Annotated in this window: 12 protein-coding genes and 1 other RNA gene; 4 read left to right on the top strand and 9 right to left on the bottom strand. The window is 70.8% G+C overall.

The features are described 5' to 3' along the window. Nucleotides 1-2: 2 nt before the first annotated feature. Complete coding sequence (locus AS96_RS04825; RefSeq protein ID WP_197017261.1) at nucleotides 3-2204, bottom strand: DNA polymerase III subunit gamma and tau; 2202 nt, start codon at nucleotides 2202-2204, stop codon at nucleotides 3-5. A gap of 71 nt (nucleotides 2205-2275) precedes the next feature. Here AS96_RS04825 and AS96_RS04820 point away from each other — a divergent pair, with 71 nt between their 5' ends. Further along, complete coding sequence (locus AS96_RS04820) at nucleotides 2276-3427, top strand: NAD(P)-binding domain-containing protein (RefSeq protein ID WP_036286251.1); 1152 nt, start codon at nucleotides 2276-2278, stop codon at nucleotides 3425-3427. A gap of 6 nt (nucleotides 3428-3433) precedes the next feature. On the opposite strand, the gene AS96_RS04815 is transcribed toward AS96_RS04820, so the two are convergent. From AS96_RS04815 to ffs, 5 genes are all read right to left on the bottom strand, one after another. Beyond that, on the bottom strand, nucleotides 3434-5977 hold the full coding sequence (locus AS96_RS04815) for a glycoside hydrolase family 65 protein (protein ID WP_036286250.1): 2544 nt from the start codon (nucleotides 5975-5977) through the stop codon (nucleotides 3434-3436). Nucleotides 5978-6006: 29 nt separating this feature from the next. Further along, entirely contained in the window at nucleotides 6007-6747 is a 741-nt protein-coding gene (locus AS96_RS04810) for an HAD family hydrolase (RefSeq protein ID WP_036286249.1), read from the bottom strand. A gap of 35 nt (nucleotides 6748-6782) precedes the next feature. Further along, on the bottom strand, nucleotides 6783-7973 hold the full coding sequence (locus tag AS96_RS04805) for an acetate/propionate family kinase (protein ID WP_036286248.1): 1191 nt from the start codon (nucleotides 7971-7973) through the stop codon (nucleotides 6783-6785). Further along, a complete protein-coding gene (pta, locus tag AS96_RS04800; RefSeq protein ID WP_036286247.1) occupies nucleotides 7970-10120 on the bottom strand; it encodes a phosphate acetyltransferase in 2151 nt (716 codons plus the stop codon). The genes AS96_RS04805 and pta overlap by 4 nt, the downstream gene beginning before the upstream one ends. Nucleotides 10121-10249: 129 nt before the next feature. After that, nucleotides 10250-10346, bottom strand: an RNA gene (gene ffs, locus AS96_RS14885) — signal recognition particle sRNA small type. Nucleotides 10347-10428: 82 nt separating this feature from the next. Between ffs and AS96_RS04795 the strand changes: the two genes are divergently transcribed. The 3 genes from AS96_RS04795 to AS96_RS04785 are packed head-to-tail and all read left to right on the top strand — an operon-like array spanning nucleotide 10429 to nucleotide 14945. Continuing rightward, a complete protein-coding gene (locus tag AS96_RS04795) occupies nucleotides 10429-11409 on the top strand; it encodes an AAA family ATPase (RefSeq protein WP_036286246.1) in 981 nt (326 codons plus the stop codon). Nucleotides 11410-11422: 13 nt separating this feature from the next. Then, a complete protein-coding gene (locus tag AS96_RS04790; RefSeq protein ID WP_036286245.1) occupies nucleotides 11423-12712 on the top strand; it encodes a DUF58 domain-containing protein in 1290 nt (429 codons plus the stop codon). After that, nucleotides 12699-14945, top strand: coding sequence for a transglutaminase family protein (locus AS96_RS04785; protein WP_036286243.1), 2247 nt, complete (start codon nucleotides 12699-12701; stop codon nucleotides 14943-14945). The genes AS96_RS04790 and AS96_RS04785 overlap by 14 nt, the downstream gene beginning before the upstream one ends. A gap of 22 nt (nucleotides 14946-14967) precedes the next feature. Here the strand turns inward: AS96_RS04785 and AS96_RS04780 are convergent, their stop codons facing one another. The 3 genes from AS96_RS04780 to AS96_RS04770 form a co-directional block, all read right to left on the bottom strand. Then, nucleotides 14968-16377, bottom strand: a complete 1410-nt coding sequence (locus AS96_RS04780) for a dicarboxylate/amino acid:cation symporter (RefSeq protein WP_036286241.1) — start codon at nucleotides 16375-16377, stop codon at nucleotides 14968-14970. Between the two features lie 211 nt (nucleotides 16378-16588). Further along, nucleotides 16589-16993, bottom strand: coding sequence for an arsenate reductase ArsC (locus AS96_RS04775; protein ID WP_036286240.1), 405 nt, complete (start codon nucleotides 16991-16993; stop codon nucleotides 16589-16591). A gap of 19 nt (nucleotides 16994-17012) precedes the next feature. After that, a complete protein-coding gene (locus AS96_RS04770; protein ID WP_036286239.1) occupies nucleotides 17013-18335 on the bottom strand; it encodes an NAD(P)-binding domain-containing protein in 1323 nt (440 codons plus the stop codon). Nucleotides 18336-18382: the final 47 nt, after the last annotated feature.

Genomic DNA, 18382 nt, shown 5'->3' with positions numbered 1-18382 from the left:
GCTTAGCTGAACCTCGTCGGCGGTGTGTACGGCTCTTCGCGCACGAACGTCGCCCCCAGCACTTGGCGGACGACCGCCTCACCGACGCGTTCGATGCCGCCGGAACGGGGTGCGCGGGGCGGCGCAGGGCGTTCGACGGCGACGGGCGCGCGCGGCGGCAGCGGAGCGTCGTCCAACGGCGGCGGGAACTCGTCCTCGTCGGGGGCGTCGTCGTCGGTGTGCGTGTACTCCGTCGTCGTTGGCAGCACGGTGCCGTCCCGCGGGATCGTCAATGTACGCACCGGCTCGGCGGTGGCGTCCTCGGGTTCTTCGTCGACTGCCAGCCCGACCGCGGCAGGAGCAGCGGTGGCGAGAGCGGACGCCGCCGTCGCACCCCCCGCGGGCTCGCTCGGCGCCGAAGCCTGTGGCGCGGGGTCGCTCGGAATCCGTGCCACTGCCCACTCCGTCACCGGCGCGGCAGCGGACGATGCGATGGTCGGCGTCGATCGAGGCCGCTCGCCGCCGTCGGAGCGGGTCGCTCCAGAGGAGCCGCCGTCGGCGCGAGGCCCGTCGGCCGGTGGAGTCGGAGAACCCGAGGCGGGCGGCTCGGCGGTCGCATCGGCGTCGAACCGCGCCACGTACTTCACGCGGATGCCGAGAACCTCGCGGATCGCACCGCGCAGGTCTTCGCTGGGGCCCTTGCCCGCCGCGAGCTTCTTGAACGCGGCGACATCCGCCTGGGTGCGGAAGCTCAGCGTCAGCACGTCGTCGGCGAACGCGACCGGGGTGGCGTCGACGGCGATCATCCACGACGATCGGCTCACGGGCTCGAGGCGCTGGAGGATCTCCGGCCACGCATCGCGCACCCCCGCGAGGGTGACCGGGCCGGACGGCGCGACCGGGGCGGGCGCGGGCGATGCGGGCGTGGGCTCGGGATCGGGATCGGCGACAACCGGCGCGGGGTCGGGGCGTTTCGACTCGCTCGCTGCGCTCGCTCGCTCAACGACCGGAACCACCGGCGCCTCGGGGGCGGGCGCGGCAGCGGCAGCCGGGGCAGGAGTGGCGACAGCCGGGGCGGGCGTCGCGGCAGGCACGGCGGCGGCATCGGCGGTGTGGGCCAGCACCCGGGCCACGAGCAGCTCGAGCTGCAGGCGCGGAGACGTCGCCCCGCTCATGTCATCGAGGGCACCGACGACGAGATCGGCGATGCGCGAGAGACGATCGGTGCCGAAGGCAGAGGCCTGACGGCCCATCCGCTCGAGCTCGTCGGCGGGGATGCCGCGCAGCACCGCCCCGGCGCCCTCTCCCGTGGCAGCCACGATGATGAGGTCGCGCAGCCGTTCGAGAAGATCGTCGACGAACCGGCGCGGATCCTGCCCGGTCTGCACGACCCGATCGATGGCAGCGAAGGCGGCGGCCGCGTCGTGCGCAGCGAATGCGGTGACGACCTCGTCGAGCAGCGCGCCGTGGGTGTACCCCAGCAGCGCGACGGCGCGCTCGTACCGCACCGTCGCCCCGTTCTCGCCGTCCACGGGGTCGGAGCCGGCGATGAGCTGATCGAGCAGCGACAGGGTGTCGCGTGGCGAGCCGCCGCCGGCCCGCACCACCAGCGGAAGCACGCCGGCTTCGGTCTGCACCCCTTCCTGGACGCAGAGCTGTTCGACGTACTCGAGCATCGCCGCGGGTGCGACCAGGCGGAAGGGATAGTGGTGGGTGCGCGAGCGGATCGTGCCGATGACCTTCTCGGGCTCGGTGGTGGCGAAGATGAACTTGACGTGCTCCGGCGGCTCCTCGACGAGCTTGAGCAGGGCGTTGAAGCCCTGCGCGGTCACCATGTGCGCCTCGTCGAGGATGAAGATCTTGAAGCGGTCGCGCGCGGGTGCGAAGATCGCGCGCTCGCGCAGATCGCGGGCGTCGTCGACACCGTTGTGTGATGCCGCGTCGATCTCGACCACATCGAGTGAACCTCCGCCGCCGCGGCTGAGCTCGACACAGCTGTCGCAGACACCACAGGGCGTGTCGGTCGGGCCGGCCGCGCAGTTCAAGCAGCGCGCGAGGATGCGGGCCGACGTCGTCTTGCCGCAGCCGCGCGGACCGCTGAAGAGGTAGGCGTGGCCGACGCGGTCGCTGCGCAGCGCCGTCATGAGCGGTTCGGTGACCTGCGCCTGCCCGATCATCTCGCCGAACGTCTCCGGTCGGTAGCGGCGGTACAGGGCGGTGGTCACCAGAACAGACTACGGTGTGCTCCCGACATCCAGGTCGGGAACATCCTTCGGCGTGACGCGTTGAAGGGGGCATGACCAACGACTCCCCCGACGAGACGGTGGACGTCCTCGTCATCGGTGCCGGCCAAGCCGGCTTGTCGGCCGCCTTTCACCTGCGCCGCCGCGGCTTCGTCCCCGCCCCGGGCGACGGCAGCGCCCGCACCTTCGCGGTGCTCGACGCCGACGCCGCCCCCGGCGGGGCGTGGCAGCATCGCTGGCGGTCACTGCGGATGGGAACGGTCAACGGCATCTACGAGCTTCCGGGCGCACCCGTGCCGCCCGCCGATCCGATGGCGCCGAGCGCGGGCGTGCTGCCCGCGTACTTCGCGGACTACGAGCGTCGCTTCGATCTGCGCGTGCACCGTCCGGTGATCGTGCGCGCGGTTCGCCGTGTCGACGACGACCCGAACGGTCTCCTGCGCATCGAGACCGACCACGGCGTGTGGTTCGCGCGGTACGTCATCAACGCGACCGGCACGTGGCGACGCCCCTTCTGGCCCCACTACCCCGGCCAGGAGGACTTCGCCGGCCGACAGCTGCATGTCCACGACTACGCCTCGGCGGACGAGTTCGTCGGGCAGCGCGTCGTCATCGTCGGCGCGGGGATCTCGGCCGTGCAGCTGCTGGAGGAGATCTCCCGCGTCACCGACACGTTCTGGGTGACGCGGAAGGACGTGACCTGGGATGCCGCGCAGTTCGACACCGCCGCCCGGGTGGCGGCGATCGCGGGTGTCGAGGAGCGCGTGCGTCGCGGCGACCCCCCAGGGAGCGTCATCTCGGTGACGGGGCAGCACTGGACGCCGTGGGCGCGAGCCGCCCACGAGCGGGGAGTGCTGGTGCGGCATCCGATGTTCGATCGCATCGAAGAGCACGGCGTCCGGATGCCGGACGGCACGTTCGAACCCGCCGATGTGATCCTCTGGGCGACGGGTTTTCGCGCCGACATCGCCCACCTCTCCCCGCTGGGACTGCGTACCGCAGCCGGCGGCGTACGCGTGGCGAACCGTCGCGCGATCGACGAGCCGCGCCTGTTCCTCATCGGCTACGGACCTTCGCAGTCCACGGTGGGCGCCAACCGCGCCGGGCGCGACGCGGCGCGCGCCATCGCCGCCGAGACGGATGCGCACCGCAGCCCTGGTGCGGGCCCATCGGTGTCGCGCACCGTCGCCTCCGCGACGGCGTGACGGGACTCAGGAGTCGATGCCGAGGTTCGCGTCGTCACCCGGCATCGCCCCGACGATCGGGATGCTGCCGGTGATCACCGGAATCGAGGTCGTCATCGTCGGCACGGAAGCCGATAGCAACGTGCCGTCCTCGCGCAGGGCGTCGCCGATGTCGCTGATCGTGGGACGACCCGACAGCTCGGGCCCCTGACCGCGCAGCGGCACCGTCAGCGTCGACTCCGCTCCGACGACGAACGTCTCGCCGCGCACCGAGAAGGAGACCGGCTCGCCGGCACCGGCATCCACGCGCAGCTGCTCCGCGGTGATCTCGATCTTCAGCGGCGTGCCCTGCCAGTGCAGGGTGAACGACAGTGACGGCCAGGCCTTGGGCAGGCGCGGATCGAAGCTCAGCTCGCCGTAGTGATCCCGCATGCCGCCGAAGCCGGCGACGAGCGCGGTCCAGACACCGCCGGCGGAGGCCACGTGCACCCCGTCGGACGCGTTGTGGTGCAGGTCGCCGAGGTCGACGAAGATCGACTGCGAGAAGTACTCCAGAGCCAGATCCTGGTACCCGACCTCTGCCGCAAGGATCGCCTGGACGACCGCCGACAGCGTCGAATCTCCCGTCGTCAGCGGGTCGTAGTACTCGAAATCGGCCAGCTTCTCCTCGTCGGTGAAGTGATTGCCCTGCAGGTACAGCGCCAGCACGACATCGGCCTGCTTGAGCACTTGATAGCGGTAGATCACCAGCGGGTGGAAGTGCAGCAGGAGCGGGCGCTGCTCCGGCGGCGTGTTCTCCAGATCCCACACCTCACGCTCGAGGAACACCTCGTCCTGAGGATGGATGCCGAGGCCCTCGCTGTACGGGATGTGCATCGCTTCCGCGGCGGCATCCCACGCGTCGGCCTCCGCCGGGTCGAACGAGAGCCGCTCCACCATCTGCGCGTAGTGCTCCGGCGCATCCTGCGCCATCTCACGCACGATACGCGCCGCGAAACGCAGGTTGAAGCGCGCCATCACGTTCGTGAACAGGTTGTCGTTGACGACCGTCGTGTACTCGTCGGGACCGGTGACGCCGTGGATGTGGAACACCTCGGGCTGGCCGTCCTCGGTGAAGCGCCAGAACCCGAGCGTGGCCCAGAGCCGCGCCGTCTCGACGGCGATGTCCACGCCCTCGCGGTACAGGAACTCGTCGTCGCCCGTGGCACGCACGTACTTGGCGAGCGCGAAGCTAACGTCGGCGTTGATGTGGTACTGCGCGGTACCGGCGGCGTAGTAGGCCGACGCCTCTTCACCGCTGATCGTGCGCCACGGGAAGAGGGCCCCCGCCTCGTTGAGCTGAGCGGCCCGACGACGCGCGGCCGGCAGCATGAGGTAGCGCATCCGCAGCGCGTTGCGAGCCCAGAGCGGGGTCGTGTACATGAGGAACGGGAGCACGTAGATCTCGGTGTCCCAGAAGTAGTGACCGCTATACCCCGAGCCCGACACGCCCTTGGCGGGAACGCCCTGGCCGTCGGCGCGGGCCGCTGCCTGCGCGAGCTGGAACAGACACCAGCGTGTCGCCTGCTGCAGGTCGTCGTGACCGCCGATGGCGACGTCGGAACGGTCCCAGAACGCGTCCATCCAGGCCCGCTGGCGCTCGAACTGCCGAGAGACGCCCTCGGCACCCACACGATCGAGCGCGCGGCGACCCCGATCGACGAGCTCGCGCGCGGGGACGCCGCGCGACGTGTGGTAGCTGACGAGCTTCGTGACCGTCACCGGCACGCCCGCCTTCGCCTGCACGCGATACACGTTCTTCGCGATGTCGGGTTCGATGAGCGTGCGGGACGAGTACTCGTTCTCGGTGTCGACGACGTGGTCGGCGACGACCGCCATCGTCATCCCCGACGCGTTCACCCGGTACGACAGCGCGACGCGGTCGCCGTCCTGCCAGTACTCCTCGGGGTGCAGGACGCGATCTTCGATCTTCTCCGCCTTGCGCGGGTCGAAGCCCTTCTTCGCAGCGCCCCCGGGCGCCGAGCCGCCGTAGACGTCTTGCCCGTCCTGACGGTTGACGATCTGGCAGCTCACCGTCACCGGGGCGTCGCTGTTGAGCACCGTCACGGTGACTCGCATGACCGCGAGATGACGCTCCTCGAAGGAGACCATCCGCTCGAAGTCGATCACGACGTCCTTGCCGCTCGGCGTCATCCACCGGACGTGACGCGTGAGCGTGCCCGCGCGCATGTCCAACGCGCGCTCGTACTCGCGGACGTCGGCGACGTCGAACGACAGGGGCTCATCGTCGACGTAGACGCGCATGACCTTGGCGTCCGGAGCGTTGATGATCGTCTGCCCGACCTCGGCGAAACCGTACGCCTGCTCCGCGTGACGGATCGGGAAGATCTCGTGGAAGCCGTTGATGAAGGTGCCGTGCTCGTGCGCGTGGCGGCCTTCGGGCTGATTGCCGCGGAGGCCGAGGTAGCCGTTGCCGAGGGCGAACAGCGTCTCGGTGACACCGACGTCGTCGAGCGAGAAGCGCGTCTCCACGAGGCGCCACGGGTCGATCGGGAAGCGGTCGCGATCCATCCTGTCCATCCTTTCGTCGGAGGGGCCGGTCATCGGGTGACGAAAGCCGAGAGGTCCTCGACGACGAGCGTCGCGCCGAGATCGAGCAGCGCCTGGGCTCCGGCACCGCGGTCGACGCCGACGACGAGCCCGAAGCCGGCGGCCGCGGCCGAGGCGACACCGGAGTGGGCGTCTTCGACGGCGGCGCTGCGGGCGGGGTCGACGCCGAGCAGGCGGGCCCCGGCGGCGAACATGTCGGGGGCGGGCTTGGAGCGCAGCCCCTCCCGCGCCGAGACGACCCCGTCGACGACGACCGGGAAATAGTCGCGGATGCCGGCGATCGTCAGCACTTCTTCGGCGTTCTTCGAACTCGACACGACACCGATCGGAGTGCCGGCGGTGCGCAGCTGCTCGATCAGCGCGAGCGATCCCGGGTAGGGGGCGATGCCGTCGGTGCGCAGCACCCGCGCGAACACCTCGTTTTTGCGGTTGCCGATGCCGCAGACCGTGTCGGCGGTGGTCGGATCGGAGGGGTCGCCCCACGGCACCTCGACGTCACGGGAGCGCAGGAGGCTCGCGACGCCGTCGTAGCGCTGCTTTCCGTCGAGGTAGCGGAAGTAGTCGTCCTCCGTGTACGGCGGCTCGATCCCCCACGAGCTGAACAGCTCGGTGAACATCGACTGCCACGCGTGCATGTGCACGTCGGCCGTCGGCGTCAGCACGCCGTCCAGGTCGAAGAGCACGCCGTTCAGTGCGCGCAGGTCGGGAAGCTCGGGAAGCTCGGCTGTCACGGGTTCAGCGTAGTGGCCCGGGTGTGACCCGCGCGTCACGATGCGACGACGGCGAGCGTCTGCCGGGCGATCTCCAGCTCTTCGTTCGTGGGGACCACGAGGACGGTGACCGAGGAGTCGTCGGCGGAGATGGTGCGGATGCCGCGCTCGCGCGCCTCGTTGCGCTCCGGATCGAGACGGATGCCGAGGAAGCCCAGGGTCGCCATCGCCTCCGCACGCACGAGCGGCGAGTTCTCCCCCACCCCGGCGGTGAACGAGATGACATCCACGCCGCCGAGCTGGGCGATGTAGGCGCCGATGTAGGCTCGCAGCCGGTGGATGTAGACGTCGAAGGCGAGCATCGCCGCCCCCGCGCCCTCGGCACGGCGGTCCTCGATGTCGCGCATGTCGGACACGCCGGCGAGGCCCACCATGCCGCTGCGCTTGTTGAGGAACTCGTCCAGTTCGCCCGGGCTCATCTCCTCGCGGCGCGCCAGCACGAGCAGCACCGACGGATCGAGGTCGCCGGAGCGGGTCCCCATGACGAGGCCCTCCAGCGGCGTGAGTCCCATGGAGGTGTCGACGGAGTGCCCACCGTCGATCGCCGTGATCGAGGCGCCGTTGCCCAGGTGCAGCACGAGCTGCTTGAGCTCTCGCAGAGGCCGCTCCACATACGCCGCGGCGGCCTCGCTGACGAACTTGTGACTGGTGCCGTGGAAGCCGTAGCGGCGGATGCGGTGCTTGCGCGCGATCGTCTGGTCGATCGCATAGGTGTACGCCGCCGGCGGGAGGGTCTGGTGGAAGGCCGTGTCGAACACGGCGACGTGCGGCAGGGCAGGGAACGCGGCGCGCGCGGCGCGGACGCCCTGCAGCGCCCCGGGGTTGTGCAGGGGGGCGAGCACCGACAGCTCGTCGATGTTGATCTCGACCAGATCGTCGATCAGCGTCGGGCGGAAGAAACGGGCGCCGCCCTGGACGACGCGGTGCCCCACCGCCGACGGCGGGGTCTCGACCAGCGACGGACCGTACTCCTCGAACGCGTCGAGCATCACGCGGAAGCCGGCGGCGTGGTCGGGGATCGGCAGTTCGCGCGAGTGATCGGCATCCCCCACCTTGTGGCGGGCCGAGCCGGTCTCCTGGCCGATGCGCTCGACGAGACCCGACGCGAGCGCCGTCTGGGACTCGACGTCGACGAGCTGATACTTGAACGACGAGGAGCCGCTGTTGATGACGAGGACGACGGTCATGCGTTGTTTCCCTGCTGCTGGTTCTGCGCCTGGATCGCGGTGATGGCGATCGTGTTGACGATGTCTTCGACCAGCGCGCCGCGCGACAGGTCGTTGATGGGCTTGTTGAGTCCCTGGAGCACCGGTCCCATGGCGATCGCTCCGGCAGAGCGCTGCACCGCCTTGTACGTGTTGTTGCCGGTGTTGAGGTCGGGGAAGACGAACACCGTCGCCCGGCCCGCGACCGCGGAGTCGGGCATCTTCGCCTTGGCGACGGCGGCGTCGGCCGCCGCGTCGTACTGGATCGGTCCTTCGACGAGCAGCTCGGGCGCGCGCTCGCGAACGAAGGCCGTGGCCTCGCGCACCTTGTCGACGTCCTCGCCCGATCCGGACTCGCCGGTGGAGTACGAGAGCATCGCGATGCGGGGCTCGATGCCGAACTGACGCGCCGTGGCGGCCGACGAGATCGCGATGTCGGAGAGCTGTGCGGCGGTGGGGTCCGGGATCACGGCGCAGTCGCCGTACACGAGCACGCGGTCGGCGAGCGCCATGAGGAACACGCTGGAGACGACTGAGACGCCCGGACGGGTCTTGATGATCTCGAACGCGGGCCGGATGGTGTGCGCCGTGGTGTGGGCGGCGCCGGAGACCATGCCGTCGGCGAGACCCAGGTGCACCATCATGGTGCCGAAGTACGACACGTCGGTGATGGTGTCGGCCGCCTTCTCGTACGTGATGCCCTTGTGCTTGCGCAGCTCCGCGTACTCCTCGGCGAAACGGTGCACGATCTGCGGGTCGAACGGGCTCAGCACCTGCGCGGCGCTCAGGTCGAGACCGAGCTCGACGGCGCGACCGCGCACCTCGGCCTCGTCGCCGAGGATCGTCAGGTCGGCGATGCCGCGGGCGAGCACGGTCGCCGCCGCCCGCAGCACGCGGTCGTCGCCGCCCTCGGGCAGCACGATGCGCTTACGGCCCGCACGGGCACGCTCCAGGAGCTGGTACTCGAACATCAGCGGCGTCACCACCGTGGAATGGGCCAATCCCAGAGCACGCGTGAACTCGTCGGTGTCGACGTGCTGCTCGAACAGGGCCAGCGCCGTGTCGTAGCGGCGCTGCGAGCCGGCGGCGAGGCGGCCGCGGGTGCTCATGACCCGGACGGCGGTGTCGTACGTGTCCAGGTCGGTCTGGATGATCGGAAGCGGCGAGTCGAGCCCCACCATGAGGTCCTGCACGGCCGGTGGCAGCGGGAACGGACCGTTGAGGATGATGCCCGCGATCGAGGGGAAGGTGCCCGACGAGTTCGCCAGCAGCAGTCCGAGCAGCACCTCGGTGCGATCGGCCGGCACGATGACGATGGCACCCTCGGTGAGGCGCGGGAGGATGTTGTTGAGCGACATACCCGCGACGACCACGTCCAGCACTTCGCGCACGAGCAGCGCCTCGTCACCACGAAGAAGCGTGCCGCCGAGGGCGAGCATGATGTCGCGGACGGCCGGGGCGACGAGGAACACGTCTTCGGGGATGGACCACACCGCGACCTCGGCCTCACGATTGCCGTCGACCGCGGGCACGCCGCGCACGACGTCGCCGATCGCCGCGTTGATCTCGTCGAGGTGCGCGGGGTCGGCGCGGTTGGTGATGACCGCGAACAGCTCGGCGCGCTGGTGCGTGATGTCGGTGAGGGCGAGTTCGGTGAGCTGCGCCAGCTGCTGCGGCGTGCGCGGAACGCTCACCCCGAGGCGGTCGCCCTGGTCTGCCCGACCGTTGAGCACGACCAGCACGGGAGCGCCGAGGTTCGCCGCGATGCGGGCGTTGTAGCCGAGCTCGCTGGTCGAGCCGACGTCCGTGAAGTCGCTGCCGACCACGACGACCGCGTCGCACTTCGCCTCGACGGCCTTGAACCGCTCGACGATGCGCGAGAGCGCGGCATCCGGGTCTCGTCGCACGTCGTCGTAGGTGACGCCCACGGCCTCCTCGTAGTCGAGGTCGACTCCGATGTGATCGAGGAGCATCTCGAGCACGTAGTCGCGTTCGTCGATCGAACGGGCGATGGCCCGGAACACGCCCACTCGGGGAGTGGAACGGGTCAGTGCGTCGAGCACTCCGAGGACGATGGTCGATTTGCCGGACAGCCCCTCGGTGGAGGTGATGTAGATGCTCTGCGCCACGGGTTCCAGCCTAGGTGGGGGGCGCTGCGGCCCGGCAGGGATCTGCCGGAGAAAACCTTCCGCCGGGACGCAAGCAGCGATCCGGACGGGTAGCGCACGCCGACGCACGCGCGGAAAGTCCCCGGGCAAAAGAAAGACTCTCCGCGAACCCGGCAGAGCCTGGTTACCCTTGCTACGTTTCCGTCCTGGGGGAGTTGGCCTGGGTGCCGCCTCGCGGAGAGCTGTATGCGAGTTTACCCGACGACGGGCTCCCCCCTCGCCAGCCGGGTTAGCATCGAGCAAGCACCGCCGCTGAGACAGGGAGACGCATGCCCGACCACCCGCTCACCGCCGAATCGTTCGCTCGCGCGGCCGAGGCCATCGAATCCTCGATCACGCGCGTCATCGACGGCAAACCGGATGCCGTGCGCGCCGCGCTCGTCTGCCTCCTCGCCGAAGGACACCTCCTCATCGAGGATGTGCCCGGGGTCGGTAAAACGATGCTGGCGCGGGCGCTCGCGGCATCCGTCGACGCGAGCGTGCGTCGCATCCAGTTCACGCCCGACCTCCTCCCGGGCGATGTGACGGGCGTGAGTGTCTACAACCCCGTCGATCGCGAGTTCGAGTTCAAGCCAGGTGCCGTCTTCGCGCAGATCGTCATCGCCGACGAGATCAACCGGGCCTCACCGAAGACGCAGTCGGCTCTTCTGGAGGCGATGGAGGAGCATCAGGTCACCGTCGACGGCACCAGCCACCCGCTCGCCGACCCGTTCCTCGTCGTCGCGACGCAGAACCCGCTCGAGATGGAGGGCACGTATGCCCTGCCCGAGGCGCAGCGCGACCGCTTCATGATGCGCATCTCCATGGGCTACCCCGATGCCGAGAGCGAAGTCCTGATGCTGCGTCAGCGCGAGCGCATCAACCCTCTCGACGCGCTCACTCCCGTGCTCGGCGCCGGCGACATCAGGGACCTCATCGCCTGGGTGCGCGCCGTGCACGTCTCCCCCGCCGTCGAAGAGTACGCCGTCGGGCTGTCGCGGGCGACACGCGAGCACCCCGACCTGCGCCTCGGGGCGAGCCCCCGTGCGACCTTGCAGCTCGTGCGCGCCGCCAAGGTGCGCGCGGCGCTGGACGGACGCGAGTTCGTCATTCCGGATGACGTGGCGGCGCTCGTCGAGCCGGTGTTCGCTCATCGACTGATCGCGTCGCGTGGCACCGCGTCGGCTCGAGGCCGCTCCAGCACGGAGACGATCGGCGCCGTGCTGCGCGCGATCGTCGGCGCGGTGCGCGTGCCGCTCGCGACCCGCTGATCGAGAGCGCCCGATGCCCCGCTGGCCCCTGCTGTCTCGCCTGCCGCTGACCCTGCGCGGCCTGGGCGCACTGGTGCTCGCCGCGGCGTGCGGCATGCTGGCCCAGCGCTTCGGCATCGCGGAGCTCGCCTACGTGGGCGCGCTGTTGGCGGCAGCCGTGGTCGTCAGCGCCGCCACCCTGTACCTGCTCCCGAGCTCCGCGCGGGCGACCCGCGCCTTCTCCCCCGACGTCGCCGCCGCCGGCAGCGAGGTGCGGGTGCGCCTCACCGTCGAGATCCGTTCCTCTCTGCCCACCAGCGAGGCGCGGTGGCGTGACGCCGTGCCCGACGGCGTGGTCGCGGCATCCACGGCCGGCGCCGCGCCGGACGGCGTGCTGCCGCCGACCGGGTCGGCGATCGCCGGCCCGTCGCAGGTCGAGGTCGACTACGCCGTGCGCGCCGAGCGCCGTGGACTTCGCCGCGTGGGGCCCTTGGCACTCGTGACGACCGATCCGTTCGGCTTCACACGGCGGCGCCGGACGGTCGGCGACACCTCGCCGCTGGTGATCGTGCCCGAGATCGTCGATCTCGACGAGCTGCACGACCTCCCCGGCGACGCCGGGGGCAGCACCCGCAGCGTGACCGATCGGATGGGCCAGGGCGCCGACAACCTCATCCCGCGCACGTACGCGCCCGGCGACTCGATGCGACGCATCCACTGGCGCGCCAGCGCCCACCGCGACGAGCTGATGGTGCGTCAGGAGGAGCAGGAGACCACCCCGGAAGCCGTGGTCGTGCTCGATCGCGGCGCGGCGCGCTGGTCGCCCGCCGCCGGGCGCGCCGCGGGCGCGGACCCCGCCTTCGAGACGGCGGTCTCCGCCTGCGTCTCGGCGACGGCGCGACTGGTCCGCGAAGGCTACCTCGTCACCGTCATCGACGCCGACGGCGCCGTACTGTGCGACCCGATCGAGGGCGGCGACACGGCGGGCGTCGAGCGTCTCGCCGTCGCCCTCGCCACGATCACCGCACGGCGCGATCTCCCCCTCGAGGCGCTCGCCCGATTGTTCACGGGAATCGCGGCCGGTCCCGTGATCGTCGTGACCGGTGGCCTGGCGGCCGCGGATGTCGTCGCGCTCGCACCCGTGCCGCACCACAGCACCATGCCGATCCTCCTCCTCGTGTCGGAGGCACAGGAGGTGCTGGCGGCCGCCGCCGACACCGGGTGGCGCGTCGGCGCGCTGACCGCGGGCGGCGACGTCGCGGCCGCCTGGAGCGACGCCCTGGCGTCGCGCGAGACCCGGAGCGTGCACCGTGCCGCCTCGTGAGCGGCGCCGCCACGGAGAGCTGCGCCTCGCACTGGCGCTGTGGCTCGGCATCCTGAGCACACTCGTTCCGCTCACCCGCGTCGTGCAGAGCGGCTCGTGGCTGTGGGGCGCGATCGCCCTGCCGTTCGCGCTGCTGGCGCTCGGCTACGGACTGCGCCGGCTGCGACTGCCGGTCATCGTCGTCACGATCATCGAGCTCGCCGCGTGGACCGGCGCGGTGACCGCCGTCTTCTTCCCGGCGAACGCCCTTCTGGGTGTGATCCCGACCGGCGGCGTCGTGGAGGCGCTGCCCCGGATGATCACCACGGCATCCGCTCTCATCACGGACGGTGTCGCTCCCCTGACGCCGACGCAGCCGCTCGTGTTCCTCATCGTCGCATCGCTCGGGCTTCTGACCGTCGCCCTCGATCACGTCGTCATCACGGCGCGGATGCCGCTTCTGGCCAGCATCGCCCTGGTCGCCGTCTGGCTCATCCCCGCCATCGCCGTGCCGGCCGGGGTCGACATCGTGGCGTTCGTGGTGCTCGCGGCATCCGTGCTGCTGCTCATCCGCGCCGAGACCCGCACCCGCGAGACACCCAGCGCCGCCGCGTCCCCACGCGCCGTCACCGCGCGCGCCGGCGGCGTCGCGGCCGTCGCCACCGCGATCGGCGCCGTCGCGATCATCGCGGCGCTCGCGGTCGGACCCACGCTGCAAGCGTCGGTTCCCGCCGCGGGGTTCGGTACCTCCACGATGATCGATCCGTCGCTGGATCTCGGCAAAAACCTGCGTCGCCAGGACGGCGCGACGGTGCTCACCCTGCGCACCGACGGCACCAGCGTGCCCTACCTGCGCGTGGCGACGCTGTCGCTGTTCGATGGCACGGTGTGGCAGCCCGATCGCACGAGCACGGTCGATCTGAGCGCAGCGCCGCTCGAGCCCGTCGAGCTCTCGGCGAACATCGCCGTCGTACAGACCCGCACGACCGTCGCGATCAAGAACCTCGCGTCCGCCTACGCGCCCGTCCCCTACCCGGCCACCGAGGTCGACGGATTGACCGGGGCGTGGCAGTTCGCCCCGTACAACCGCACCGTCGCCGGCGCGGCCGGAGCGACGCAGGGACAGCAGTACACCGTCGTCTCCGACATCGCCCAGCCGACGCTCGAGCAGATCCGCGCGTCGTCGGCGGGAGGCGCGGGTGTGAGCATCGACGTGGACTCCCTCCCCGCCGGCAGCCCGCCGATCATCGCGCAGCTGGCCCGTCAGGTCACCGCGCAGGCCGACACCGACTACGACAAACTCATCGCGCTGCAGGACTGGTTCCGCGGTCCGGAGTTCACGTACTCGCTCGACGCGCCCGTGCAGGAGGGCTTCGACGGGCAGGGCGTCGACGCCGTGGCCGCCTTCCTCCAGGCCAAGACAGGATATTGCGTGCACTTCGCGGGCGCCTTCGCCCTCATGGCTCGCAGCCTCGGCATGCCGACCCGGATCGTGGTCGGGTTCCTTCCCGGCTCGTTCACGGGCCAGGTCGTTGACGGCCAGCGCGTCATCGATGTGACGCGGCGCCAACTGCACGCGTGGCCGGAGGTGTCCTTCCGCGGCATCGGATGGGTCCCGTTCGAGCCGACCAAGGGCCTCGGCACCGAGACGCGCTTCGACAGCGCCGCCTCGACCGCGACCACGGCGCCGACGACGTCGCCCCGTCCGGAGGCGACCTCCGCGGCCACGACCGCCCCGACGGCCGACGTGAACGACCCGCAGCAGGGGGCGCAGACGGATGCCGCAGGCTCGGGCCCGACGCTGATCGATCTGCGTCCGCTGCTGAGCATCCTCGGCGCCGTCGTCGTGGTCGCCGCACTGCCGGGGGTGGCGGGGGCGCTCCGGCGGCTCATGCTGCGCCGGCGCGGAACGGTGACCGCCGCGTGGCGCCTCGTGCAGGACACCGCGATCGACGCGGGTTTGCCGGTGCCGTCGTCGCGCTCGCCACGCGCCTTCGGCGCCTTCCTCGTCAGCGCCGGGGGCGCCCCCGCGACGCCGATGTCTCAGCTCGTGGCCGCCGTCGAGCGGGCGAACTACGCGGCGGACGCGGCCGGCGCGGGCCCGGATGCCGCCGCGATGAGCGCCGCCCTCGGCATCCGATCCGCCATGCTCGCGGCGATGCCGGCGGCGCGGCGGGCGCGCACGCTGGCGCTGCCGTGGTCGCTCGTCGTGCGGCCGGGCTCCGGCCTGGCCGATCGCGACGCGCCGGCCTGAACCGGCGCGTCGCGATCAGTCATCAGCTGCGCGCGAGCGCCGGGGCCTGCTCGTCGGCGTCGTCGGCCGAGTCGTCGGCGAACGGCTCGCCGTCGCGCGGCGCGTCGTACAGCTCGCGGTCGAGGATGCCCTCGCGCTTCGCGACGATCGTGGGCACCAGGGCCTGGCCTGCGACGTTGACCGCGGTGCGGCCCATGTCGAGGATCGGGTCGATCGCGAGGAGCAGACCGACACCCTCCAGGGGCAGGCCGAGGGTGGAGAGGGTCAGCGTGAGCATGACCGTCGCGCCGGTGGTGCCGGCCGTGGCCGCCGAGCCCACGACCGAGACGAGCGCGATCAGCAGGTACGACACGATGTTCAGCTCGATGCCGAAGAACTGGGCGACGAAGATCGCGGCGATCGCCGGGTAGATCGCGGCGCAGCCGTCCATCTTGGTCGTCGCACCCAGCGGCACCGCGAACGAGGCGTACTCGCGCGGCACGCCGAGGTTGCGCTCGGTCACGCGCTGGGTCAGCGGGAGTGTGCCGATCGAGGAGCGCGAGACGAACCCGAGCTGCACGGCCGGCCAGACGCCGGAGAAGTACTGCTTGATCGACAGGCCGTGGCTCTTGACGAGGATCGGGTAGACGACGAACAGCACGAGCACGAGCCCGACGTAGACGGCCACGACGAACCAGACCAGCGTGAGCAGCTTGTCGGTGCCGTACTGCACGACCGCCGAGGCGATGAGGCCGAGCGTGCCGAGGGGCGCGATGCGGATGATCCACCAGAGCACTCGCTGCACGATCTTCAGCGACGACTGCGTGAACGCGACGAACGGCTCGGCGCGCTTGCCGACCTTGAGCGCGGCGATGCCGACGGCGACCGAGACCACGATGACCTGGAGCACGTTGAATCCGACCGTCGAGGTGATCGCACCGGAGTCGCTTGCGGAGCTCGAGACGGTCAGACCCAGGACGTTCTGCGGAATGAGGCCCTTGAGGAAGTTCCACCACGTGCCGACCGTGTAGGGGGCGCCGGTCGTGAGCTGGTCGTGGGCGACGCGGTTACCGGGCTGGATCGTGATGCCCAGGACGATGCCGATGGTCACGGCGATGAGCGCCGTGATCCCGAACCACAGCAGGGTCTGACCCGCCAGCCGCGCGGCGTTGGTCACGTTGCGCAGCTGCGTGATGCTGGCCACGACCGCGAGGAAGATGAGCGGGACGACGGCAGCCTTCAGCAGCGTCACGTAGGACGAGCCGATGGTCGACAGGGTCGCGGACAGGCCGTTGGGGTTGCCCGCGGCATCCGGACCGAGGTTCAGGGCGAGGATGCCGAGCAGGATGCCGGCGATCAGCGCGACCGTGATCTGGAAGCCGAACGAGCGGTAGAACGGCTTCTTCGGCTTGGGCGGACGCGCGGCGGGCGCGGTGGTGCTGGTGGAACTCATGAGGGGGGATATCTCCTGTTTCGGCGGATGCCGGGTGGAACTTCGCAGGGTGTCGACGTTACGTCGCGTCCGGCGCACTCGCGAGTCACGATGACGCACGATGACGCGGGTGACACGCGAGCGCGGACCGCCCGTCACTCCAACGGCGGCGATAACCGGTGCATTCCCGGCGGTCGGGATTCGGTTCCCGCTCCCCTCGAGCCGCAGCCGGTCAGCTCAGGCTGGCGATGAGTTCCTGCACCCGCCCCTTGATGTCGTCACGCACCCCGCGGACGACCTCGACGGGCTGGCCCGCCGGGTCGGTCAGCTGCCAATCCTCGTAGCGCTTTCCAGGGAAGATGGGGCATGCATCCCCGCATCCCATCGTGATGACGACGTCGGCCTGGCGCACGGCGTCCGTCGTCAGAATCTGCGGGGTGGCCGAGGACAGGTCGATGCCTTCTTCGGCCATCACGGCCACGGCTGCCGGGTTTACCGCGTTGCCCGGCTCGCTGCCGGCCGAGAACACATCGATGCGGTCGCCGGCGAGCGCACGGAGGTATCCGGCGGCCATCTGAGAGCGGCCGGCGTTGTGCACGCAGACGAAGAGGACGGCGGGCTTGGTGGAGTCGATCATGGCATTCCTCGTTCGGGTGTCAGGAGAGGGCGGGCGCGGTCGGGATGATCGAGACGGTCTGAGGCGGCGGTGCGCAGCAGGCGCCGCCACGTGAAGCGCCCGAGGCGTCGAAGAGCCCGGCACCGCCGCACACGCCAGTATCGGGCAAGACCAGCTCGACACGCCGTGCGGCCTCGTGATCGCCCGCCACGTCGGCCACGACGCTGCGCACCTGCTCGTACCCGGTGAGCGCGAGAAAGGTCGGCGCGCGGCCGTACGACTTCGCGCCGACGATGAAGAAACCCGGTTCGGGGTGGGCGAGGTCGGCGGCGCCGGTGGCGGCGACCGAGCCGCACGAGTGCACGTTCGGATCCACCTCGGCGGCGATGCGAACGGGAGCCTGCAAGGTGGAGTCGAGCTCCAGACGCAGCTCCGACAGGAACGACAGGTCGGGGCGGAACCCGGTGAGCACGACGGCCCTGTCGGCAGCGAGGTGACGACCGTCCTCCGCCACGAGGACCACGCCATCACCGGCATCCGTGACTCGTTCCACGCGGAACCCCGTCACGAGCGAGACGAGACCGGCATCCACGAACTCCTTCGCCCGGATGCCGAGGGCTCCGCGCGCGGGCAGCTCGTCTGCTTCACCCCCGCCGAACGCCTTCCGCGCGCTCGCACGACGCAGCGCCCAGGTCACCGTCGTGGACGGGTCGCGGCGCGCCATCCGTGCCAGGGCCAAGACCGCGGTGAGGGCGGAATGCCCGGAACCGACGACGACGGTGTGTCTGCCCTCGAATCCGGAGCGATCTCGGAAATCGGGGATGCGGTAGCTGAGCCGGTCGGCCGCCGCGCGCTCGCCGAGAGCCGGCAGACCGTCCGCACCCGCGGGGTTGGGGGTCTCCCACGTACCGGAGGCGTCGATGACGGCGCGTGCCGCGAGGCGGTAGTCGTCGCCTCCGGTCGGTCGGACGTGCACCGTGAAGGGCTGATCGCCGCGACCGGCATCGACGAGGCGGTCGCGTCCCGACCGCGAGACGCCGACGACGCGCGCGCCGTAACGAACACGATCGCCGAGTGCGTCGGCCAGCGGTGCGAGATAGCGACCGATCCACTGCACGCCGGTGGGGTAGCCGCTCGGCGGCGGTGTCCAGCCCGTCGCGTCAAGGACGCGAGCGCTGGCGGCATCGACGAGCTCGGACCAGTCGGAGAACAGCCGCACATGGCCCCACTCCGCCACGGCGGCGGCGGGCGTCGCACCGGCCTCCAGCACGACGACCGGCATCCCGCGTTCGATGAGATGGGCGGCGGCGGCGAGGCCCTGGGGTCCGGCGCCGATCACGACGACGGGCAGTGCGTCATCCACCGGACTCCTCCTTCGTATCGACATCTGTCGATGGGTAAAGATTCCGG

The organism is Microbacterium sp. MRS-1, from assembly GCF_000585455.1.
Taxonomy (GTDB): domain Bacteria; phylum Actinomycetota; class Actinomycetes; order Actinomycetales; family Microbacteriaceae; genus Microbacterium; species Microbacterium laevaniformans.
Note: the sequence above shows the minus strand (reverse complement) of the source record. Positions and strands in the feature narration are given on the sequence as shown.